Genomic DNA, 23,412 nt, shown 5'->3' with positions numbered 1-23,412 from the left:
AACCATGGTATCCATAACATTTCAATCTACAACAGAAGATACAATCCTATTCGTAGGCGGCGGAGAGGTGGCAGAGCGACGAATACAGCTCTTTATTGATGAGCCGTGCAACATTGTGGTAATTGCTCCCACTGTAACAGATAGGATTTGCCAATGGTCAAAGGATAATCGTATCACCTGGTACGACCGTGCTTTCACAATGGACGATGAACACCACATTATAACGAGCAGTTTGTTCTTTATCTGCACAGATAATGGCGAATTAAACGATACGTTATATGATATGGGGAAAAAACACCGCGTTTGGACTAATCGAAGTGATGACCCTAGAGCGTGCAGATTTACTGTGCCTTCATCCCTTGAACTAGGCGATCTTCATATTGCTATTAGCGCTAATAACGTAGGGCCTCGTATCAATCGCCTCATAAGGCAAGATATGATGAATCGTTATGGTCAGTTGCAAAAGGCTATGCCTAGACTTAAAATATTTAGAGAAGAAGTAAAGTTACTACTTCCTACTCCAGAGGCTCGACAGAAATTTTGGCGAAACCATCTGACTGTAGAAACTTTTGAAGCCATTCTCAAGGGAGAGTGGATGACTATAGAGGAGAAACTTGACCATGAAATTAGTGGTATTAGGTCTAAATCATAGAAGTGCTGCTGTTGCGGTGCGTGAACGTTTCTCGTTTGATAAGGACGAGGTCGCTTCAGCACTGAACCGCCTCTATGAATTCGACTGTGTAGCAGAATGCGTTATTTTGTCTACATGCAATAGAACTGAAATCTATGCGGCCTTAGAAGGTGTAGAGTTCCCTAAAGAATATATGTTGGCCGTGTTAAAGGATTTAAAAGGTGCCGACCACATCGATGAAGATGCGTTTTTCTATTATGAAGGACGAGATTGCATCGAGCATTTATTCCGCGTATCTGCAAGTCTTGATTCCCTTGTATTGGGGGAAGGTCAAATTTTGAGCCAATTAAAAGGGGCTTATATTCAGGCTTATAGCGCAGGTTGTACAGGCACAATTTTTAATATCTTATTCCAACGCGCTATTAGTGTTGGTAAAAAGGTACGGACGAACACAGGTATTGCTAATACGCCTGTATCCGTTAGCTACACTGCTGTTAACCTTGCGGAGGACAGCCTAGATAAACCATTATCTGAAGCGACGGTGCTCATCTTAGGTGCTGGTACCATGAGTGAGTTGACCGCAACGCACCTACAAGCAAAGGGCGTAAAAACGATTTTTGTATCCAATAGAACCTTTACCAAGGCAGAAGCTCTAGCAGAGCGATTTAATGGTAAAGCTGTTAAGCTAGATAACTTTGTAGATTATGCTAAAGATGCGGATATCCTCATTACATCTACAGGGGCGCCGCACTATATTATTACTGAACGTGAAGCAAAGAAAATTACCTCCCTTCGCAAAGGTGAGCCAATCGTTATGATTGATATTGCGGTACCACGCGATATCGATCCTGCCGTAGCAGATATGGAAGGTATTTACCTGTTTAATATCGACTCTCTTGAAAGCGTAGTCGAAGAAAATAAGGCACAGCGCGAAGAGGAAGCTCGTCGTGCAGAGCCTATCATTCACGACGCCATTGAAGAATTATTAGATAAATTGAGTTATTTAACGGTGCGTCCTATGATGGCATTGCTCACGGAAAAAGCAGAGCGCATTCGCCGTCGTGAGTTACATCGTGCATTAGCGAAATTACCTGATATTTCAGATAAGGAGCGCCGTATTATGGACTCAATGAGTCGCATGATCATTCGCAAAATGTTGCGTGAACCGATGATTCACTTCAACGAAATCGCTGGTACAGAGGAAGAAGGTTTGTACTGGGATTTATTCAAAGATATGTTTAATCTTGAGAAAGAAGGCTAAGGCCATGAGAGACCATATTCGAATCGGCACGCGAAAAAGTGCCCTTGCCCTATGGCAGGCTGAACATATTAGTGCAGAGTTACAACGTCTGTACTCAAACATTACGGTCGAGCTAGTTCACTTTAATACAAAAGGGGACCGCATCTTGGAAAAACCACTGGCTCAAGTTGGTGGTAAAGGTTTGTTTACCGCTGAATTAGAAGAAGCTATGCACAAAGGCGATATTGATATCGCCGTACATAGCTTGAAAGATATGCCTACAGAGTTACCAGAAGGGCTAACTCTTGGTGCTATCTCTGCTCGTGAAGTGCCTTACGATGCGCTTGTGAGCCCCGTGTATAAAACATTAGATAAATTGCCTGAAGGTGCTCGCGTCGGTACAAGTAGCTTGCGTCGTCAAGCGCAATTATTACATGTGCGACCGGACCTTAAGGTCGAGGTTATCCGTGGTAATGTACAAACTCGGTTGAGCAAGATCGAAACAGAAAAACTAGATGGCGTTATCTTGGCACAAGCTGGTCTTAAACGGTTGGGCTTAGATGATCAAATTACTCAAGTATTTAAAGCGGATGAAATGATTCCTGCTGTTGGTCAAGGGGCACTTGCTATCGAGTGTCGTGCTGACGATACGGAAATGCTTGAAATGCTAGCTCCTATTAACGACGAAGCTACGCGCTATGCTGTTGAAGGGGAACGCAGCTTCTTGCGTCAGTTAAATGGTGGTTGCCAAGTGCCGATGGGGGTACATGGTACTATCGATAAAGGTCAATTGACCTTGAAGGCCATGATTGCATCCCTCGATGGTAAAACTGTGTACGAAGGAGAAATTTCTGGCCCAGCAAAAAAAGCTGAAATTCTTGGTAAAAACCTTGCAAAAGCCTTATACGAAGAAGGTGGCAAACATATTGTGGATGCTCTCATAGAGGAAGGAATCATAAAATGACAGGTATGGTATATCTAATCGGTGCAGGCCCTGGCGATGTTAAACTCATTACTGTAAAAGGTCGTGAATGCATTGAAAAAGCAGATGTAATTGTATATGACTATTTAGCAGATGCTCATTTGTTAGAATGGGCTCGCCCAGATGCAGAGTTGATTTATGCTGGTAAACAATGTAAAGATCACACAATGCACCAATGGGAAATTAATGAGCTGTTAGTTCAAAAAGGTAAAGAAGGTAAAATCGTAGCGCGCTTAAAGGGCGGCGACCCACTTGTATTCGGTCGCGGTGGTGAAGAGGCGATGGCTCTTGGGGAAGCTGGTGTACCATTTGAATTTGTACCTGGCGTAACATCTCCTATTGCAGCCCCTGCTTATGCAGGTATTCCTGTAACACAACGCGCTATGGCTACATCCTTTGCGGTTGTAACAGGTCATGAGGATCCTACTAAAGAAGTATCTGGCATTCATTGGGAAGGCCTTGCTACAGCAGTAGATACACTTTGCTTTGTAATGGGCGTTGGCAACTTGTCTACCATTGCAGAAAAATTGATGGCTCATGGACGCCCAGCTTCTACACCAGTAGCGCTTATTCGTTGGGGTACAAAAACGGTTCAAGAGGTTCTCGTATCTACCCTTGAACATGTAGTAGAAGACGTAGAAAAGGCACAACTAAAAGCGCCAGCTATCATCGTAGTAGGCGATGTAGTTAACCTTCGTGAAAAATTACAATGGTTCGATAATAAACCTTTATTCGGCAAAACTATTGTAGTTACACGCGCTCGCTCCCAAGCTAGTGCATTCCGCGAAAAATTAGCAGCTCAAGGTGCTAATGTAGTGGAAGCGGCAGCGATTAAAACATCTCCATTGGAGTTGTTTGATGAAGATCGTCGCATCATTAACAATACAAAACAATACCAATGCATCGTATTCACATCTGGTGAAGGGGTACGTTACTTCTTCGATGCTCTTTATAAAGAGGGCAAGGACACTCGTGCATTAGGTAATTCTAAAGTGGCGGCTATCGGATGTGCTACGGCTCGAGAGCTTCAAAAATACGGTATCGTACCGGATATCATTCCTGTAGACTACAAGGCTGAATCTGCTGTAGAGGCTCTTGAAGAAGAACTCAAAGCAGGCGACTCCGTATTGCTCATCCAACCAAAAGTAGCGCGCGACGTAATTCCACGCTCTTTGCGTCATCACGATATAGATGTAGATATTTTGCGTTTATATGAAACGACACAAGATACATCTCAACAAGAGGCCTTAGTAAATGCCTTAACAGAAGGTACTGTAGACTATATTACGTTTACAAGTTCCTCTACAGTAACCAATACAATTCAATTATTGGGAGACGATGCATTGAAACTATTAGGCAATACTAAGATTGCTTGCATCGGACCTATCACAGCTGCGACAGCTATGAGTGCAGGTCTTAAACCGGCTGTCATCAGCGATGTATATACAACTGATGGCTTGGTAAATGCTATTGTAAAGGACATTTAGGAGGATTACATGTACGATTTAACATACCGTCCTCGCCGCTTGCGTATCAATCCAGAAATGCGTGATTTGGTACGGGAAACGACACTCGACGTAACTGATTTAATTTATCCATTATTTATCGTTCCTGGTGAAGGTATCAAAAAAGAAATCGATACGTTGCCAGGCCAATACCACTTATCCGTTGATGAAGCTGTAAAAATGGCTCAAGAGGTATATGATCTTGGTATTCTTGGGGTAGAAATCTTTGGTATTCCTACATATAAGGACGAACAAGGTTCCTCTGCATGGGATATGTCCCAACCTGTACAACAAGCTATTAAAGCTATTCGCGCAGCAGTGCCAAATCTCTTGGTTATTTCTGACGTATGCTTGTGCCAATATACCTCTACAGGTCACTGTGGCATGATTGATGACCATGAAATCTTGAACGATGAAACATTACCATTACTTTGCAAAGTAGCGGTAAGCCAAGCGGAAGCAGGCGCCCATATGGTGGCTCCATCCGATATGATGGACGGCCGTGTAGGTGCTATCCGTGAAGCCCTTGATGCGGCAGGTTATACAAATGTATCCATCATGAGCTATGCTGCAAAATATGCATCTGCGTACTATGGCCCGTTCCGTGGTGCGGTAAACTCTTCTCCAAAATTTGGGGACCGCAAATCCTATCAAATGGATCCAGCAAATCGCTTGGAAGCTTTCAGAGAAATCGAACTCGACATCGCTGAAGGTGCAGATATTATCATGATTAAACCAGCCTTATCCTATTTGGATATCGTTCGTGAAACACGTGACCGCTATGAATTACCTGTAGCGGTATACAATGTATCTGGCGAATATGCGATGGTTAAATCTGCTGCAGCAGCTGGTCTTATCGACGAAGAACGCCTCGTTATGGAAACAATGCTTTCTATGAAGCGCGCCGGTGCTAAAATTATCATTACGTACCATGCTATAGATATTGCTAAATGGTTACAAAAGTAAGGAGAAACCATGTTCCAACTCGGTAAATCTGAAAAGGCCTTTGAAGAGGCTAAACGTTATATGCCAGGCGGCGTAAACAGTCCTGTTCGCTCCTACCGCAGTGTAGGTTCTAACCCTCCGTTTATCAGCAGTGCTAGCGGCAGCCGTATTTATGATATCGACAACAACGAATACATCGACTATGTGTTGAGCTGGGGCCCTATGATTTTGGGCCATGCGAACCCTGAAGTTATTGCTAGCTTGCAAGAGGCGATTCCTCGCGGCACTAGCTATGGTGCGCCTACACTACTAGAAACAGAATTGGCTAAAAAGGTGCAAGCCTTCATGCCATCTATGGAGGTTATCCGCCTCGTTAACTCCGGTACAGAGGCGACTATGAGTGCCTTGCGTGTAGCTCGTGGCTATACTGGTCGCGATCGTATCGTGAAATTCGTTGGCTGTTACCATGGTCATAGTGACGCGCTTTTGGTAAAAGCTGGCTCTGGCCTTGCTACCTTTGGCGTGCCAGATAGTCCTGGTGTTCCTCAAGGCGTAGCAGAAAACACCATAACCTTGCCGTACAATGACTCTGATGCGGTTCGCAAATTATTCGACGATATCGGAGATACTATTGCGGCTATTATCGTAGAACCTGTAGCAGGCAACATGGGCTGTGTGCCTCCAGAACCAGGTTTCCTGGAAACCTTGCGAGAAGTGACTAAGGCTCATGGTGCAGTTTTGATCTTTGATGAAGTTATGTGTGGCTTCCGCGCTAGCAGCGGCGGTGCACAAAAACGTTACAATATTAAACCTGACCTTACATGCCTAGGTAAAATCGTTGGCGGCGGCATGCCACTCGCAGTATTTGGTGGCTCTCGTGAGATTATGAACCAAATTGCACCAGCTGGTCCTATTTACCAAGCTGGTACATTGAGCGGAAACCCGATTGCCGTTACCTCTGGTCTTGCAACACTTTCTATCTTGCAACGAGATCCCACAATTTTTAAACAAGTAGAAGATGCAACTATTGCTCTTTGTGAAGGCTTCGAACGCTTGGCAGCACAATACAATGTGCCTGTTGTAGTACAACGGGTAGGCTCCATGTTCACCATATTCTTCACTGATAAACCAGTTAAGAACTTCGATGATGCAGCATCTTGTAACGAAGAACACTTTAAAATGTTCTTCCATCATAACTTGAGCCATGGTATCTACTATGCGCCAAGTCCTTATGAAAGTAATTTTGTATCTATCTGCCATAAGAGCAGTGAAATCGAACGCACATTGGCAGTAGCTGATGAAGCTTTCAAAAAAATCGGTGATACATTAAAGAATTAGTGATACATTATTGTAAAATATATAGTTTGTAGTTGTTTATGTATCGATGTAGGTGATGAACATGCAGTTTTATAAGAACTTAAAGCGTGCTCGCGTGCGCATGGGCAAAAGCCAAATCGAAGTAGCAAAGGCCGTAGGTATTAGTAATGCGGCACTTTCAAATTACGAAACAGGGTATCGCGAACCAGATTTAGATACACTCTGTGCCCTGTCTCGCTATTATGGATTGACCTTGGATGAGCTGCTAGATGTAAATGGAGAACAACACGAGCCCATCTATGATCTCAGTCCTGTACTCAAAAATAAATACATCGCATATAAAGGTGAAGTATTCGAGTTGAAAGACTCACAAAAACGTGCGCTCTTGCGCGAGCTAGATAATCTATTTACTAAATTTGAGAAATCAAAGGTAGAAGATAAAAGTAGCAAGCCAAAAACGTACAAACATGGGAACCCACATATCAATCGGGCTGGCCTAGCGAGCAGCGCTGGTAGTTTAGCGGCACGACGGAATATAAAGTAGTTTAATATACTACTTTGTAGATTGAGTGGCACATGTTTATTAGCGCAACTTAATTAGAACAATAAAAGCACCATCTATTTGGGATTCTATACGATATGTAAGAGATTCCTTATTAGATGGTGCTTTTGTATTATCATAATATAAATGACCGAGCTCAAGCTTTAGTATTCTTTATTAAGGTTAAATATAAAAATAAATAAAAGATAATAATGTTAAAATATTCGTTGGTGATATAAGTTAGTTTAATATATAATTGAGATATAGAAGTGGATTAAATATTTACTGGTCTTATAGGAGACATTATGAAGGTATGGAGCGGTGTAAAATCTATATTGAATCGAGCACCTTTTACGGTTAAATTTTATATTGGTTTTGTCTTATTTGGATTCCTACTAATGGGCCTTGTTTCTTTAAATGCATATATTAAAAGGCCGGAGCAAATGCAAAGCCTTCAATTATACGAGCAAAAATTAGAAGATATATCTTTTAAAAAAGTAAGTGAAGAATATTATGCGTCTGGTAGAGCTTATCAAAATAATAATCTTAAAATTATTTATGACTCTCTTACAATTAACGATGTTAAGGGGATACTTTCTAAACAAAATATAGGATGGAATGAAATAAGTAAGAATCGAATAGTTGGTCATGATTATGATACTAATATTTATCTCGAATTGTTTAAAGAAAGTGGCTCTGATAAAGTGACTTTAATATTACAAAGAAGAAATTGATTTAGTATAGGCAGCAAAGTTCTGATAGCGTAATAACTAATATATATGTAGAATTCTGAATGAAAGTAGAGGTAAATTAGCAGATGTGGAAAAAGCGATTACTAATAATTAGCATATTAGGAAATATTTTTTCGCTGTTTTTAATTGGAATCTATTTTCTAGTGAATTCCTGTTTTTTTCATGCTGAATTAGGAAGTGTGGTTGGTATAAAGCCCGATTATTTAGTTCAGTTAAATAATGAAGGCGTATTATATGATTATAGACAGATGATTAGAATAGCATCTGGTATAAAGTCATATAAACTGATAAACTCCTTAGAATCAGATAATTATCATATTTACAAATCAATTAAAAATCATCAAATTTTCATTGGCCAAGTAGACCATGTTCAACAAAAATATATTATTTATGATGGATATTTAGATCACTATATATTTGTAAATCTTAAATTTAATATGGATGAAAAACAATATGATGATTTTATTGGAAGAATAAAGTTAATAGATGGTTATGAGAATGTACCTACAAGATATCGGCGTTTAATTGAAAGTGGTAACTGGGAATATCTTTAATTCTCTAGCTACTCTGCTAGATAGAACTAGTATATAGGTAACATAGAGGGCTTTTAAGTATGAAATATAGAACAATTTATTCCATTGTTTGGTACATATTTCTAGGCTGTTTTAGTTTATGGCTAATTTGTGGATTAGGCTATAAGTTTTTGTTTAATGATACTGTTGAGCAGTCTAGAATGGAATTGACACAAGCTTTAAATGCAGCTTTTCCACGGGAACACTATATAATTGATGGAGATGTATATGATTCGAACAGAAGAAATCTATTATCTATAGGAGTATCAATAAACATAACGAAGGATTCACTACATAAAGATATAGAATCAATAAAACCTATAAGTGGGGAGTGGGAGTTAATTGACCAAACTAAGTCTCTTTATGTATATGAAAATGAATCATATAGAGTATATGTAACAAAGAATTCAGAGAATGATGGATATATTGTAGTGTTAGCACGTAATAATTGGTTAGAAATATTGCATTTATAATTCATTATTAGGGATAAAAGCTTTTGTAGGTTGTTATATTATAGTGAGCTTATGGAGAAATATTACAATTATATAAATATGAATAAAATAATAGATTTTTTAAAGAGTTTACTGCAGCTATCAAAGGTATTGGTAATTACTTTTGGTCTATTTCTCTTTATAGGTGGGGGTTGGTTATATCATGATTTACAGTATCGGTATGTAGTTGATAGCAGATACAATACAATTTTTGATAAGGCCTATAGTGTTTATCTTATTAACAAAGGTATTTCGATGGATATTATTAATGATAAAATTTATGCGATGAATGATGATGTATATGTTATTATCAATCAAGAGAGCAATACAATTATTGTATATTATTTAAATCCAGAAGATGTTGAAACTATAAATAATTTTACTAGATTACAACAACGGTATTACGGTGATAATATGATATTACAACCGATTGAAAGTTTAGGTCCATCTGAAACATTTGATATATATAAGAAATTGTCAGAAGTGCCTGGAAGGTTTAAATCACAAGGTAGCCGAATTTCTTTTTGATAACAGTATAATTTAAGATTCCAAGTTCTAACAATATAGTTAGGACTTGGAATTTTTTTGAGTTTTGGTTTATTAGCTTTGTATAGGCTTTATTATCAACGTCTCTATATTTACTTTTAAACTTGAAATATTGTGGAAGCGTAAAAACTTGAGTCTAAATGGAGTATCTCTTCTTCTGAATAGTATTTTAATTCTTTAATAATATTAGAACACCCAAAATATAAACAAAATATTAAAATATTTAATATTTTGTTGCAAGAAAAAGACAATTTAATATATAATTTACCTTATAACGAAAGGAGAGGAATTAATGAGAGTTGTATGTATTGCAGCAGGTTGTGTTAGCTTGCTGACCACATTCGGTACGATGCCTAGTTTTGCGGCAGAAGTATCAAACCCATTTATACAACAAGAAGCGGCCCGAGCCGATGCTTCATTACGCCAACGTGTAGAAGCACCAATGACTGGGGCCGCTTCGTCGCGTTCAGAATCTGCTTATACAGGTTTAGATAAAACACCAATGAAGTCATTACCTAAGGAGAGTACATCATTTGCAATAGAGCATATCGTAGTAACCTCCTCAGAACCAGTGCTTCAAAAATATAAAAATCGATTGCAGGTATATAACCATAATCGCATTGGAACAGAGGGTATTCAGTTTTTACAAAAGGAATTACAAGAGCAACTGTTATCTGATGGGTACATTACGAGTCAAGTAGTTGTGCCAAATCAAGATTTACAGTCTGGTACACTCACTTTTGAAATTATGCCTGGTTATGTAGAGGATATTGTTCTTACAAATCCTAAAGCACGCACTAATTGGCGTAGTGCCTTTCCTGTAAGACCGGGGTACGTATTACGTCGACAAGCATTAGAGCAAGGGATTGACCAAATGCGTAATGTACCAGGTCAAGATATTAAGATGACTATAGAGCCAGGTACAAAACCATTACATTCTATTGTTAAGCTTACCGTTGAGCAAAAAGGATTTGTACACGGATCTTTGATGCTAGATAATTCTGGAAATAAATCAACAGGGACGTATCAAGGTGCTGTATTTTTATCTTTCAGTCAATTAGCAGGACTCAATGACGTATTAACCACTAGCTTTACAAAAGACATCAGTCATCATGATGATGGACATGGGTCAAAACAATATGCGGTTAGCTATTCCGTTCCTGACAGAAATCGTACGTATCGTATTTCAACGTATAAGTATAGTTATAACCAATTAGTATTCATGCCAAATGCATTTCGTTCTTCTGGCACTACGCAAGGCACAGAATTTGCAGTAGAGCAAGTATTAAATAGAACAAGTCGCTCTAAGACTTCGGCTGTAGCTAAAGTCATTCATAAGGAGCGTCATAATTATTTAGATGATGTAGAGCTTGGTGTACAAGAGCAACATACAACAGCTGTTGAAGTTGGTTTATCTCATCGTCAATATAGTGGGAATACTGTATCCGATGTTTATCTATTCTATCGACAAGGTATTAATGGATTGGGTGCTCAAGTACGGAGTTGGGAAGGCTTGTCAGATAATCCTACTACACTATATAAAATGGCAGGCTTAGAAGGTCAAGTTCAAACCGGTGTTCGTATGGGCCATAAGCAAGGTACATATACGATGCGTTTTAGAAGCCAGTTCACAGATCAACGTCTATTCGGCACCGATCAATTTAGTATTGGTGGGCGCTATTCTGTACGAGGTTTTAGTGGAGAAGAAACATTAAGAGGCGACTCTGGCTATTACGTACAAAACGAGTGGGCGTTACCATTTAGAAAACAACAAATTACTCCATATGTGGGTATAGATATTGGCCATGTATGGGGGCCATCTACAGAAACACAATTAGGTAATACCTTAATTGGTGGTGTACTTGGTGTACGTGGTATGGTTGGTGACGATGTAAACTATGATGTATCATTAGGAACACCAATTAAGAAACCAGAAGGTTTTGATACAGATACGCGTGTGTGGGCCTTTAGAGGTAGCTATCAATTTTAAGTGTTGTAATCTAGTGCAGCCATACAATTAAATTGTGAATGTTAGTACTAGAAAAGGAGAGTAATATGAATATAAGAAAGCATACGGCAATGGCTATCTTTGCTGCATTGTTAGCGACTAACTCTGCACCATGGATTCCTCTGGCCCTTGCTAATCCTGTTGTACCTGATCAAGGTAAATTAGGACCCAAAATAGAAGAAGCTAGAAATGGCATGACTGTCGTTAATATTAATACGCCTAATGATAAAGGGTTATCACATAACCAATATAATGCTTTTAATGTAGACGAAAAGGGGCTTATTTTAAATAATGCGAATCGACCTGTAAATACAGAGCTTGCAGGCTATATTATGGGGAACCCTAATTTAGTAGGCCCAACGGCTAATACAATTTTAAATGAAGTAACTGGTACAGGCTCTACTTCTATGAATGGTGCTCTTGAAGTAGCCGGTAATAAGGCACATGTTATCGTTGCCAACCCTAATGGTATTTCTGTTAATAATGGCACATTTATTAATGCAAGTAGCGCTACACTCACAACAGGTAATCCAATAATTAATAATGGTAGTGTTACAGGCTATAATGTACAAAAAGGTGTTATTACAGTTGGTGAAAAAGGTCTTAATGCCTCTAAAACAGCACGTACAGATATGCTTGCTGAGGCTGTAAAGCTCAATGGTAAAGTTTGGGCTCAAGATGCTCAAGTTGTAACGGGTAAGAATGATATTTCCGTAGATGCTACTGGTAAAGTTACAAATACTCACAAAACTGGTGAATCGAGTCAAGTCGGCCTTGATGTAGCTGCTATTGGTGGTATGTATGCTAATAGTATGTACTTGGTGGGTACCAACGAAGGCTTTGGTGTTAATAACCAAGGTGTAGTGTCTGCACAAAATAAACTAACCATAGATAGCACTGGTAAGTTGCAAAATACAGGTACGATAGCTACTACAGATGCCAATATTACAACCAAAAGTCTAGAGCAGATGAATAAGGGTAAACTTTATGTAGATACAGCAAAGATTACTACTGACTCTGTAATACAAACTGGTAATGCTACGACTAAAGAAGCACCTGTTATGATAGCTCAAAAAGATTTGTCTATAGCAACAAAATCTATTGTTAATACAGATGGTAGTGTAATCAAAGCAGAAGGTAAATTACAGCTTGGTAAAACGATGGATGAGAAAGGTACAGTATCCGGTAAAATGGATAGTGTAGTGAATACTGCATCTACCATTGAGTTTGGTCAAGGTGGAGCTTTACTTGCGAAATCTGTAGATAATAAAAATGGTGGTATTACCCTTAAGCGTGTAGCTGTAGAGGGTAAAGAGCATGTCAAAAACGAAGTAGCTCCATCCGGCAGCATTAAGCGTTATCAATTGTCTGAAGAACGAATTTATGGACATGATGATGAAATTCCAAAAGATAAAGTAGTAGTACACTCTTCTGAGAATCTACAACTTTCTATAAATGGTAAACATCATGATAGTTGGACTAAATATGAATATGATCGTACTCGCGAAGTAGATGCAGTAGATACATCTAATCCTGGTCGAATTATTTCTGGCGGTAATTTACATGTGGATGTAGATCATATGGTGAATGAAGCTAGTCAAATTAGTGCTGCTGGCGATATTACTGGTACTGTAGGTCATTATGAGCAAAGTAATCCTAAAGGTAATGAATATATTACTGAAGAGGGCACAGCTACAAGTTATAGCCGTCATCATAAAAAAGGGTGGGATACTACCAATATTCGTGAAGCGAAGTATAAGAATACTAAGGTGAATCCTAAAGATGTACCTGTTGCCGTATATGGCGGTCATGTAGAAAATAGTAAAAGTGATACCACAGTAGATGCATCTCTATTAAATAGTATGAGTCAGTTATCGACGAACCCTAATACATCGTATGTGATTGAAACAGATCCTAACTTCACAAATCGTCGCAACTTCTTATCTTCTGATTACGTATTATCTCGCCTTAAATTAGACCCTATGAATATACAAAAACGATTGGGTGATGGGTATTACGAGCAGCAACTCGTTATGCAAGAGATTATGCGTCAAACTGGTAAAAGTAGACTTCAATCTGGTCTTTCCGCAGAAGAACAATATCGCCAATTGATGGATGCAGGGATTAGTGTAACTAAATCTCAATCTATTGTATTAGGTCGAGGTTTAACCGAGGCTGAGCAAAAAAATCTTAAAGAAGATGTAGTGCTCCTAGTGAGTAAGTCTGTTGTATTACCAGATGGCAAAACTGAAACTGTGCTAGTACCTACTCTATATTTAGCACCAAACACAAAACGAGTAGAAGGTGGCGCTAATTTGCAGGCCCAATCTATTAACCTTTCTGTTGACACTATGCATAATAGTGGTAGCATTGTAGCGGATAAGGATGTGACTCTTACTGGTAATTCCATTCACAATGATAATGGTCTTATTAAAGGTAACACGGCTACGGTTACAGCAAATGACGAAGTTCGTAATACACAAGGCACTATTATGGGCAACGATACAGTCTCTGTGTATGCTAAGAAAGACGTTGTTAATGAAGGTGGCACAATTACACAAACTAATACAGCAGGCTCCACAAAGGTTGTTGCGGGGCGCGATGTAATTAATAAAGGCTTACAGTATGAGGCCGGTAATAGCAAGGTTGAGTGGAACAGTAGCAACAATCGTCGTGAAACGATTACTGGTGTAGATCAAGGCCGTATTGGTGGTGCTGGTCAAACAATAGTAGTTGCAGGCCGAGATGTATCTATGGAGGCAGGTATTGTCTCCTCTGATGTGAATACAACTGTTACGGCAGGTCGCAATGTAACGATGAAAGCAATGAATGCTACACATGAGCTTGAAGAACATCGTTTTGATAAAGGTAAATCTGGTGGTGGACACTCTCAAACGACTCAGTCTCATGATCTGGTTAAAGCTCAATCATCTATTGGTAGTAGCGTTGAAGGTAAGAACGTTTCCATTGTAGCCTCTGATGCCGTACAACTGGAAGGTAGTCAAGTATTAGCGGCAGACAAAGTACACGTATCTGGTAATACGGTTGCATTAAATACAGCGAAGGCAAATAGTACTGTTAATCATGTATACCTAGATAAAAAGAAAAGTTTAGTCAAACGTGAAAGTACAAATGCTGTTGATGACGTAACAAGTACATCTGTAACAGGTTCTACATTAAGTGGTAAAACTGTAACGATTACTAGTGCTCAAGATGTAACTGGTCAATCTGCTCAAATTATGGGTGAGAATGCCGTATCTATTACCGCTGGTGGTAAAGTAGAATTGGGTGCAGATAAATCTATTACTGATGGCTCTAGTGTGTATCGTCATAAAAAATCTGGCTTGCTAGGTGGTGCAGGTATAGGTTTCTCTATTGGTAAAGAAAAACACAATATTGATGAAGCAAACCATGAAGAAGATACTGTACGAAGCACAATTGCTAGTACGAAAGGGACTGTAAATATTAAGGCTAATGATACTGTTCATCTTACAAGTGCAGATATTGTTGCTAAAGAAGGTGCAGTATTAGATGGCTCTGCTGTTACATTAGATGGTAACGTAGACCGTAACCACATGACACATGATGAACGTTACAAGAAAAGTGGCCTTACTGTATCTTTAGGTGGTGCAATAGCAAATACACTTACAAATACTACGCGCACTATAAAACAAGCTGGTGGCCGTGATGACAAACGGTTAGCCGCTCTTGAACTCAATGAAGCGCGTAAACAATTGCAAGATGGATATGAAGCAGTAGATGCAGCTTTACATGGAGAAAAAATACGCGATGCCGTAACAGGTAAAGTTGATAAAGTAGACGGTAAAGCTAAACGAGGCGCTAAAAATATTGATGATGCTATTAACTTATCTGTAAGCATTGGTAGCACTTCTAGAAAACAAGGGCAAGTAGTAGATACAAATACATATCAAGGTGGTACTCTTGTTAGTGATAGTGAAGTACAAATCAAGGCTCGAGATGCTCAGAAATCTGGTATTGGGTTAACTGGTGAAACAGTAGAGGCTACAAATTTAGTATTAGATAGCGCTAGTGATATTAATCTTGAGGCTGGTAAGAATACTGTAGATGTTAATAATACTTATAAAAGTTCTGGATGGAGTGTTGGGGCAGGTATTAGCTTAACTGGTGGAGGACTTCTCGACATTAATGCGAGTGGTCATATGGCTCGTCAAAATGGGGATACTCATCAAGAAAGTTATGTGCCTACTAAGATTAAAGCAGTTGAATTAGCACAACTTAAAGCAAAACGAGATACAAATATTATTGGTTCTACCGTATCTGGCAAGAAGGTAGAAGTAGACACAGGCCGTGATTTACATATTAAAAGCTTACAAGATGTAGATAACTTTAAAGAACATAGTAAATCTGCGGGGTTCTCCGTTTCTTCTAAACCTAACTTCAAAAATCCAACTGGTAGTATCAATGCTAGCGTAGGACGAATTGATAGCAAGTGGAAAAGCGTAACAGAACAAGCCGGTCTTTATGCTGGAGAAGAGGGCTACGATGTTAATGTAGGTAATAATACTACATTAGAGGGTGCTGTAATTAAAAGTGATGCTCCAAAAGCTAAGAATAAATTGACTACCAAATCTCTAGAGATGAAGGACATCAAAAACGAAGCTGAGTATACATATAGCAACAATGGTATCGGCTATAACTACTATGGCAGTAAAAAGAAACTAGAAGAGATGAAGACCAAGGATAAAAAAGGCTATGATAAGATCTATAATAATATCGGTCTAGTTCCAAACTTAGGTGTAGGATCTAAAGGTAAAGCAAGCTCTACTACTCAATCTGCTATCTCTGATGGTATACTTACAGTAGATGGTAAAGAAATTGATACTAAAACCATTAATACTAATACCGAGAATACATTATATCAATTAGATAAAATTTTTGATAAAAAGAAAATTGAAGAACGTCAGGAATTAGCACGTCTATTCTCTAAAAATGCATTTGAACAACTACATAACTGGCAACCAACAACCAAAGATGGCAAAATCGCTAAATCTATTGCACATGGCATTATAGGTGAAGTAGCAGCGCGCATGGCTGGTAATACACCGGGTAGCGGATTTAAAGCTACTATGACTAATGAGTTGCTAATTGACGAAATAAAGAAAGTAGCTAAATATGATCCAGCATTAGCACAATGGTTGAGTGCTACCGTTGGTGGTGTGGTTAATAAGGCTAGTGGGGAAAATGCAAATGCTGGCTCGGCAGTCGCATCTTATGCTACAAAGTGGAATGAAGACCTTGTTTGGAATTCAGGAGTCTCAAATACTATATCCTCTTTAGCTTCAGTTGGTAAAGGTGCTTATGGTCTAGCAAAGAATGCATCACCAGCTTTAATTGCTGGAAATTTAGTAAGTACTCCACTTGTAACTGGTGCGGGCGAGCCTACTACTTTTGATGAAAATATAATGGCTAATATTCCTGGCACTGCATTTTATAGAGGTAAAATAACTTCTGGTGTTGAAGCAGGCGGGACATTGATGGAGCGTGTTGACGATAGCTCCATTGAAACTGGAGAGGCTCCTGTATATAGTGGTCCATGGGCTATAACAGTATCTTATCCTGGTACCTCATTACGGGTTCAAGAAAATTATAATTTAGATAGTGGATTTCAGCCTATTAATGTATATCATGCAGCAGATGGAAATACATATAAAGATACCGGTGAATATGATAGTCTTGGTCGCCGATATTTTAGAGGCATAAGCACATCGGGGGCAACTATATTCACAGGACGTGTTATTGGTCCTGATGGTACAGATAATTGGGTAGATATTGGTTCTGATGGCAATTCTCCGTTTTCTAGATTGCAAAACATATCAACAGGCCAGGTTGTACATTCAACACATACTGAAGGTGATGCAATATTTGTAGATAATCCAAATGATAATTTGGTATTTAATACTCATACTAATTCTTTTCAATCAACGTTAACTGGGAAAACGATTTCTACAACAGTTGCACTACACTATGCAGACGAACGATTGAGTCCGGAATCGTCATTTACAATAGATGAAATTAGAGCTGGGAGTCCATTACCTGATGGGATTCATTTTGCAAATAAATATCAGGATAAGAGTAAGGCTAAATCTATATCGGAAGAAAATTCTAAGAAAAATTTAGATAATCTTAATAGAAACTCTAATAATAAAAATAAGAATGATAATAAGTCTAATACTAATTTATCTAGTGGATTATATTCTGTAAATGATCGAATTAAGAAGGTTTATAACTCTTTGAAGGAGTTAAAGTCATTACCTAAAGGTTTTAAGAGTTACCAAAAAGATAAATTAAATATAAAAAATGAGGATGGTCTCGGTAAACAATTAAAAGAAGATGTAGGGGGCGATTGGAAAAAAATATATGACCATGGGAAAGATATTAATGGAAATGATATAGAAATCCATTATTTCCAAAATAGAAATGGACAAATATTTAATCCAAAGATAAAAAGAATTAATGGTGAATCGGTAAATCGAAAGCTAGAATAAATTAGTGGACAGAGGTATAACTATGGTTTATTTTAAAAATAAAAAAAGTTTAGATACATTTTTAATGGTCTTTATATTGGGTGCTGTTAAGGCATATAGACGAAATTATATTGATTTGACCATTCTAGAATATTACATATTTAGTATGTTAATTCGATTAATGTGTAGAAAAGCACATCTGTCCGATAAATTGTTAAATATTATTGGAGATGGGATGAGTTTAGAGGATGTTGATGAGTGGATGGCTCGTAGGATTCCTATACCAGCATTAAATGATACGTTAGATGATATTGAATGCAGTAGTTGGATTGCTTTAATAGAACGGGAGTTAGAGGGTAATAGTTTATCTGAAGCGTTAAAGATTTCTACACATGATGAAGATAAGTTCGGTATCTATTTCTTTACCGATTATGTAGAGGAGATATTTTGGGCGTTGTTTTTGTTAGGATTGTATGAAGTCTTACAAAAACCTGAATTCATTTCTGAATCAATCTTAAGTTGTATTAAACAGATCTATTTGTCTGAAATATATACGTGTGAACGTATTCAGAATGAAGATCTTCAAGCATGTATTTCCAATTTACAGGAGATAGCTGATACTAATATATCGGGGCAATTAAGTAAAGATTTAATTACTATGAAAGCAAAATTAGCATCATTACAGGTATTATTACCATTTTATGATGTGAGTTCTGACAAGTTAGAAATAGGCATTGATTTAAAAGCCACTAAAGGGATGTTCTGGCAGATTAAAGTTTCAGGGAAGTTCATAGACTTGGGATTATAGATTCTAAAAGATTATTGAGTTGATTCTATACTTATGATTACTTTTAATTTTGGGATTAACCTTTATTAACTTCTATCCTTAAATAATATTTAGTGTTAAATGTTATAAGCTTATTTTAATGACATCTATACCTTTCATAAGGGACTGGTATAGATGTCATTTTTATATTGAAAACTAATAAAAATCAGTATTGATTAAAATCTAAGTAGTTCTATTAAAATCACTAGATTTTTACGATTTTATGAGTGTTTTATGATAAAATAAAAGGTATGAATACTTCAACAACTAGGTCTATTACCTATAATGGCGACACAATTGAATATGAGTTAACCATCAAGCGTGTGAAGAACATGAACATGCGCATTACAAAGGATGGTGTGATCCATGTGTCGGCAAATGCCTATGTGCCGGATTATAGGGTGGACAAGTTTGTCATCGAGAATATGCCCTTCATTGAGCGAGCTCGTTACAAGATTGATGCATTGAATGCCAAGCGTGTTGAGGCGTTGCAGTATGTGAATGGTGAAAGCTTATCAATCCTGGGAATTCCCGTTACGTTGCGCCTAGTTGAGCAGGACGGAAAGCCTCATATTGGCTTTGACGGAAAAGCCATTCTTACTATGGTGGTACCTCGTGGTACGACCTTTGAAGCGAAGCATAAATTAATGCAAAGTTATTGGCGTAATTTAGGGGAGAAGGTCTTTGTCCATTGGGCGAAGGTCGTGTATCAACGCTTTCACAAGCAAGGTATTGATGTACCTATGCCAACCATAAAACAGCAGCGTATGAAGAGCCGTTGGGGTTCTTGTACGCCAGCAAAGCAGCTCATCAAGATGAATACCCGACTATTAGAGGGGCCACAGGCGTATATTGAGTACGTTATGGTTCATGAGTTTGCTCATTTTAAATATTTAGACCATTCCAAGAACTTTCACAATCTAGTGGCACAGTTTTTACCAGACTGGAAGGTTCGTAAGAAGTCATTGAACGTGTATTTTGCTCATCGCCCTTAAAGGAGGTGTACCATGCAGCCATTTGTACATTTACATAGTCATACAGAGTTTAGTTTGCTAGACGGCATCAGTCGTTTGCCTGACATGGTACGTCGTGCGAAGGAGTTAAATCAGCCAGCCCTTGCCATTACAGACCACGGCAATATGTACGCAGCCATTTATTTCTATAAAGAGTGTATAGCACAAGGTGTTAAGCCTATCATAGGTTGTGAAGTATATGTAACGGAACATAGCCGCCTTGATAAGCCGGAAGGTCGTAGCCGTGAACGTTTGAAACATCTTATTCTGTTGGCTGAGACTATGGAAGGGTATCGAAATCTAGTTAAAATCGTGTCGAAAGCCTCTACTGAAGGGTTTAATTATAAGCCTCGTGCAGACCGCGATTTATTGCGCCAATACAGCAAGGGCATTATTGCCCTCAGTGCTTGTATTCAAGGGGAGATTCCTCAGTATATTTTGCAAGATAATATGGAAGGCGCTAAGCGTTCTATTGAATGGTATATCGAGACGTACGGCAAGGATAATTTCTTCTTAGAAATTCAAAATCATGGCTTGCCAGAGGAGGCGAAAGCCCAAGAGGAGCTCATTAAACTCAGTAAAGAATATGGTCTTGGCATCGTAGCATCTAATGACTTCCACTATGTTTTAAAAGAGGACGCAGACGCGCAAGATATTAAGGTATGTATTTCTACAGGCCGACGTCGTGCTGAGGTGGATCGCTTAAAATTCCCTAATGATGAGTTTTATCTCAAGTCTGGGGATGAGATGGCTGAGCTATTTGGACATATTCCAGGAGCCATCGAAAATACTTTAAAAATTGCAGAGCGCTGCAATGTAGAGTTTAATTTTGACGAACATCACTTGCCGCACTTTGATGTGCCAGAAGGGGAAACGTCTAAGACCTATTTACGTAAGGTTTGTGAACGAGAAATTCCTCGCCTCTATGGTGAAACATCTGAAGAATTACAAAAACGTTTAGACTACGAGTTAGATGTAATTGGAACCATGGGCTTTGAGGATTACTTCCTCATCGTATGGGACTATGTACGCTATGCCCGTGAGCATGACATTTTAGTAGGACCTGGTCGTGGTTCGGCGGCAGGTTCTGTAGTTGCCTATTTACTTGGCATTACAGGCCTTGATCCATTGAAATACGACTTACTCTTTGAACGGTTCTTAAATCCAGAGCGGGTAAGCATGCCTGATATCGATATTGACTTCTGCTACGAAAAGCGTGGTCAAGCCATCGAATATGTAACGCGGAAATACGGCCAAGCTCGTGTGTCTCAGATTATTACCTTCGGTACAGAGGCGGCTCGTGCCGTTATCCGAGACGTAGGTCGCGTGCTCGACTTACCTTTGGCAGAAGTAAACCGCATTGCTAAGATGATTCCTAACGAACTGGGGATTACCTTAGATAAGGCTCTACAAGGCAAAGAGTTAAAAGCTTTATACGAAGCCGATCCAAATGTTAAAGAGTTATTTGATTTTGGTAAAAAGCTAGAAGGGATTGCGCGTAATTCGTCCACTCATGCAGCGGGCGTCGTAATTTCTGCAGACCCTCTAGATGACCATGTACCAGTACAAAATGCCAACGAAGAAGGCTTTGTAACGCAGTACGATAAGGATAACATCGAGGAATTAGGCCTCTTAAAGATGGACTTCTTGGGTCTCCGTACCTTAACGGTTATGGGGGATGCCTTAAAGCTTATCAAGGCAAACCGTGGTATCGACCTCGATTTAGATGCTATTCCACTAGACGACAAGGCGGCTTGTGATATCCTCACTAAGGGCGATACCTCTGGTGTATTCCAGCTCGAATCGGAAGGTATTACAAAGCTCGTTATGGACCTTAAGCCTGAACATTTCGAAGACTTAATTCCATTGGTTGCCTTGTACCGTCCAGGCCCATTGGGCTCTGGCATGGTAGCGGACTTTATCGACCGCCGTCACGGTAAAAAAGAGGTTACCTATTTACATCCTATCTTGGAACCGATTTTAAAAGATACCTTTGGTGTAATCTTGTACCAAGAACAGGTTATGCAGATTGCATCCGCCATGGGCGGGTTCTCCCTTGGTCAGGCGGACTTAATGCGCCGTGCCATGGGTAAGAAAAAGGAATCCGTTCTAAAGGCTCAACGTGAATCCTTTATTCAAGGTTCCATTAACAATGGTATAGAAGAGTCCATTGCGAACGAAGTATTTGACTTGCTCGTATACTTTGCGGGCTATGGCTTTAATAAATCGCATAGTGCGGCTTATGCGTACATTGCGTACCAAACAGCGTACTTGAAAGCTCACTATTTCCCTGAATTCATGGCTGCTACCATGACTAGCTTTATGCAGAACATGCAAAAATTGACGTATTATATCAATGCCTGCAAGAAGCATAATGTTAAGGTGCTAGGCCCAGATATTAACTATTCTGAGCGCAGCTTTGCCGTGCAAGGCGATGCTATTCGCTTCGGCCTTGGGGGCATTAAGAACGTAGGGGACAATGCTATCGATCGCTTGATTACTGAGCGTAATGAGCACGGTCTTTACACGGATATTGTGGACTTCTGCAAACGTGTTGATAATAAGGTTGTTAATAAACGACTTCTTGAAAGTCTCATTCGCTGCGGTGCCATGGATGGTTTCAAGGAAAACCGAAACCAATTGTTGCATATGTATGAAAGCGCCCAAGCTGTTGGTGCTAAAGAGCAAAAGGATGCCGCTATGGGCACCGTGAGTCTCTTTGGCGATATAGAGGAATCTGTAGATTTCATCCCTGTACCTAATGTAGAGGATTTATCGGAAGACGATAAATTGAAGGATGAAAAGGAATATACCGGCTTTTACATCACAGGCCATCCATTGCAAGGCTATGCTAAGGAATTAGAGGGGCTCTTTGAACTGGGGGCTCTCGTAGAAAATCCAGAGCAGTATGACGGTCAAACCATTACCTTTGGCGGTTTGATTGAAAATAAGACGGACCGTATGACAAGACGAAACGAGGTTATGTCTATTCTTCGTATCGAAGATTACTCTGGTGCGGCCAATGTAGTGGCATTCCCGAAGGTCTTTAGTCAAAGCCAACAGTTCCTTGCGGTCGATATGATCGTTAAGGTAAAAGGCCGTGTTGATGCGGATGAAAAGGGTGTGCAAATTATTGCAGACCGCATTATGCCATTAAAGGTAAACTATAGTCAGGCTAAGCATGTGGCCATTCATATTTATAGCCAATATGATACGCCAGAAAATAGTGAAGCCTTAAAACGAGTGTTAATGAACACCGCAGGCTCTGTGCCAACATCGTTATACTTGCACCGCCAACGGAAACGCATTAACTTGCCACCGAATATGTGCTTTGACCCTAGCGATGAATCCATCAAGGCTATTGAAGCTATTCTAGGTGATGGCTCCGTAGAGGTGCAATAATATATGCATAAGTAGATATTATTGCACGAATAAATATATTTACTACTTAATAATATATGTTGCGTAGAGCACAGCTAGCTTTTACCAACATTGATATAATATATGAACATCCAGAAGGGATGGTTTTCATAGGAG

Annotated in this window: 16 protein-coding genes; all 16 read left to right on the top strand. The window is 39.1% G+C overall.

Annotated features, from left to right (window positions below):
• The first annotated feature begins 4 nt into the window (after positions 1 to 4).
• A complete protein-coding gene (locus tag VRHSUH10_RS04850; RefSeq protein ID WP_060924543.1) occupies positions 5 to 652 on the top strand; it encodes a bifunctional precorrin-2 dehydrogenase/sirohydrochlorin ferrochelatase in 648 nt (215 codons plus the stop codon).
• Positions 621 to 1,892, top strand: coding sequence for a glutamyl-tRNA reductase (gene hemA, locus VRHSUH10_RS04845; protein ID WP_105089672.1), 1,272 nt, complete (start codon positions 621 to 623; stop codon positions 1,890 to 1,892). Before VRHSUH10_RS04850 ends, hemA begins: the two co-directional genes overlap by 32 nt.
• A gap of 4 nt (positions 1,893 to 1,896) precedes the next feature.
• The gene (gene hemC, locus VRHSUH10_RS04840) at positions 1,897 to 2,835 is read left to right on the top strand and encodes a hydroxymethylbilane synthase (RefSeq protein WP_105089671.1); all 939 of its coding nucleotides are present in this window, start codon (positions 1,897 to 1,899) and stop codon (positions 2,833 to 2,835) included.
• On the top strand, positions 2,832 to 4,340 hold the full coding sequence (gene cobA / locus VRHSUH10_RS04835) for a uroporphyrinogen-III C-methyltransferase (protein WP_105089670.1): 1,509 nt from the start codon (positions 2,832 to 2,834) through the stop codon (positions 4,338 to 4,340). Before hemC ends, cobA begins: the two co-directional genes overlap by 4 nt.
• 9 nt (positions 4,341 to 4,349) lie before the next feature.
• The gene (hemB, locus tag VRHSUH10_RS04830; RefSeq protein ID WP_105089669.1) at positions 4,350 to 5,324 is read left to right on the top strand and encodes a porphobilinogen synthase; all 975 of its coding nucleotides are present in this window, start codon (positions 4,350 to 4,352) and stop codon (positions 5,322 to 5,324) included.
• Between the two features lie 9 nt (positions 5,325 to 5,333).
• Positions 5,334 to 6,641, top strand: a complete 1,308-nt coding sequence (gene hemL / locus VRHSUH10_RS04825) for a glutamate-1-semialdehyde 2,1-aminomutase (RefSeq protein ID WP_105089668.1) — start codon at positions 5,334 to 5,336, stop codon at positions 6,639 to 6,641.
• Positions 6,642 to 6,702: 61 nt separating this feature from the next.
• Positions 6,703 to 7,164 (top strand): helix-turn-helix domain-containing protein, encoded by a 462-nt coding sequence (locus tag VRHSUH10_RS04820; protein ID WP_005385599.1) that lies wholly within the window; start codon positions 6,703 to 6,705, stop codon positions 7,162 to 7,164.
• A gap of 302 nt (positions 7,165 to 7,466) precedes the next feature.
• The gene (locus VRHSUH10_RS04815; RefSeq protein WP_105089667.1) at positions 7,467 to 7,895 is read left to right on the top strand and encodes a hypothetical protein; all 429 of its coding nucleotides are present in this window, start codon (positions 7,467 to 7,469) and stop codon (positions 7,893 to 7,895) included.
• 83 nt (positions 7,896 to 7,978) lie between these two features.
• A complete protein-coding gene (locus VRHSUH10_RS04810) occupies positions 7,979 to 8,467 on the top strand; it encodes a hypothetical protein (RefSeq protein ID WP_105089666.1) in 489 nt (162 codons plus the stop codon).
• Between the two features lie 59 nt (positions 8,468 to 8,526).
• Positions 8,527 to 8,958 (top strand): hypothetical protein, encoded by a 432-nt coding sequence (locus VRHSUH10_RS04805; RefSeq protein WP_105089665.1) that lies wholly within the window; start codon positions 8,527 to 8,529, stop codon positions 8,956 to 8,958.
• 78 nt (positions 8,959 to 9,036) lie between these two features.
• The gene (locus tag VRHSUH10_RS04800) at positions 9,037 to 9,504 is read left to right on the top strand and encodes a hypothetical protein (protein WP_105089664.1); all 468 of its coding nucleotides are present in this window, start codon (positions 9,037 to 9,039) and stop codon (positions 9,502 to 9,504) included.
• A gap of 310 nt (positions 9,505 to 9,814) precedes the next feature.
• Entirely contained in the window at positions 9,815 to 11,512 is a 1,698-nt protein-coding gene (locus VRHSUH10_RS04795) for a ShlB/FhaC/HecB family hemolysin secretion/activation protein (RefSeq protein WP_105089663.1), read from the top strand.
• Positions 11,513 to 11,577: 65 nt separating this feature from the next.
• Complete coding sequence (locus VRHSUH10_RS04790) at positions 11,578 to 18,057, top strand: hemagglutinin repeat-containing protein (protein ID WP_233187079.1); 6,480 nt, start codon at positions 11,578 to 11,580, stop codon at positions 18,055 to 18,057.
• A 22-nt stretch (positions 18,058 to 18,079) separates the two neighbouring features.
• The gene (locus VRHSUH10_RS04785; RefSeq protein ID WP_105089662.1) at positions 18,080 to 18,844 is read left to right on the top strand and encodes a DUF3969 family protein; all 765 of its coding nucleotides are present in this window, start codon (positions 18,080 to 18,082) and stop codon (positions 18,842 to 18,844) included.
• Between the two features lie 245 nt (positions 18,845 to 19,089).
• A complete protein-coding gene (locus tag VRHSUH10_RS04780) occupies positions 19,090 to 19,857 on the top strand; it encodes a M48 family metallopeptidase (protein WP_105089661.1) in 768 nt (255 codons plus the stop codon).
• Positions 19,858 to 19,869: 12 nt separating this feature from the next.
• Positions 19,870 to 23,277: a DNA polymerase III subunit alpha gene (locus VRHSUH10_RS04775; protein ID WP_105089660.1), complete on the top strand. Its 3,408-nt coding sequence runs from the start codon at positions 19,870 to 19,872 to the stop codon at positions 23,275 to 23,277.
• Positions 23,278 to 23,412: the final 135 nt, after the last annotated feature.

Source organism: Veillonella sp. T11011-6, assembly GCF_002959755.1.
Lineage (GTDB): Bacteria > Bacillota > Negativicutes > Veillonellales > Veillonellaceae > Veillonella.
This window is presented reverse-complemented; position numbering and strand designations above follow the sequence as displayed.

Coding starts and splice junctions, on each gene's coding strand:
- VRHSUH10_RS04775 (WP_105089660.1), top strand. CDS start 19,870: ATGCAGCCATTTGTACATTTACATAGTCATACAGAGTTTAGTTTGCTA.
- VRHSUH10_RS04805 (WP_105089665.1), top strand. CDS start 8,527: ATGAAATATAGAACAATTTATTCCATTGTTTGGTACATATTTCTAGGC.
- VRHSUH10_RS04810 (WP_105089666.1), top strand. CDS start 7,979: ATGTGGAAAAAGCGATTACTAATAATTAGCATATTAGGAAATATTTTT.
- VRHSUH10_RS04795 (WP_105089663.1), top strand. CDS start 9,815: ATGAGAGTTGTATGTATTGCAGCAGGTTGTGTTAGCTTGCTGACCACA.
- VRHSUH10_RS04815 (WP_105089667.1), top strand. CDS start 7,467: ATGAAGGTATGGAGCGGTGTAAAATCTATATTGAATCGAGCACCTTTT.
- hemL (WP_105089668.1), top strand. CDS start 5,334: ATGTTCCAACTCGGTAAATCTGAAAAGGCCTTTGAAGAGGCTAAACGT.
- cobA (WP_105089670.1), top strand. CDS start 2,832: ATGACAGGTATGGTATATCTAATCGGTGCAGGCCCTGGCGATGTTAAA.
- VRHSUH10_RS04790 (WP_233187079.1), top strand. CDS start 11,578: ATGAATATAAGAAAGCATACGGCAATGGCTATCTTTGCTGCATTGTTA.
- hemA (WP_105089672.1), top strand. CDS start 621: ATGAAATTAGTGGTATTAGGTCTAAATCATAGAAGTGCTGCTGTTGCG.
- VRHSUH10_RS04800 (WP_105089664.1), top strand. CDS start 9,037: ATGAATAAAATAATAGATTTTTTAAAGAGTTTACTGCAGCTATCAAAG.
- hemC (WP_105089671.1), top strand. CDS start 1,897: ATGAGAGACCATATTCGAATCGGCACGCGAAAAAGTGCCCTTGCCCTA.
- VRHSUH10_RS04785 (WP_105089662.1), top strand. CDS start 18,080: ATGGTTTATTTTAAAAATAAAAAAAGTTTAGATACATTTTTAATGGTC.
- VRHSUH10_RS04820 (WP_005385599.1), top strand. CDS start 6,703: ATGCAGTTTTATAAGAACTTAAAGCGTGCTCGCGTGCGCATGGGCAAA.
- hemB (WP_105089669.1), top strand. CDS start 4,350: ATGTACGATTTAACATACCGTCCTCGCCGCTTGCGTATCAATCCAGAA.
- VRHSUH10_RS04850 (WP_060924543.1), top strand. CDS start 5: ATGGTATCCATAACATTTCAATCTACAACAGAAGATACAATCCTATTC.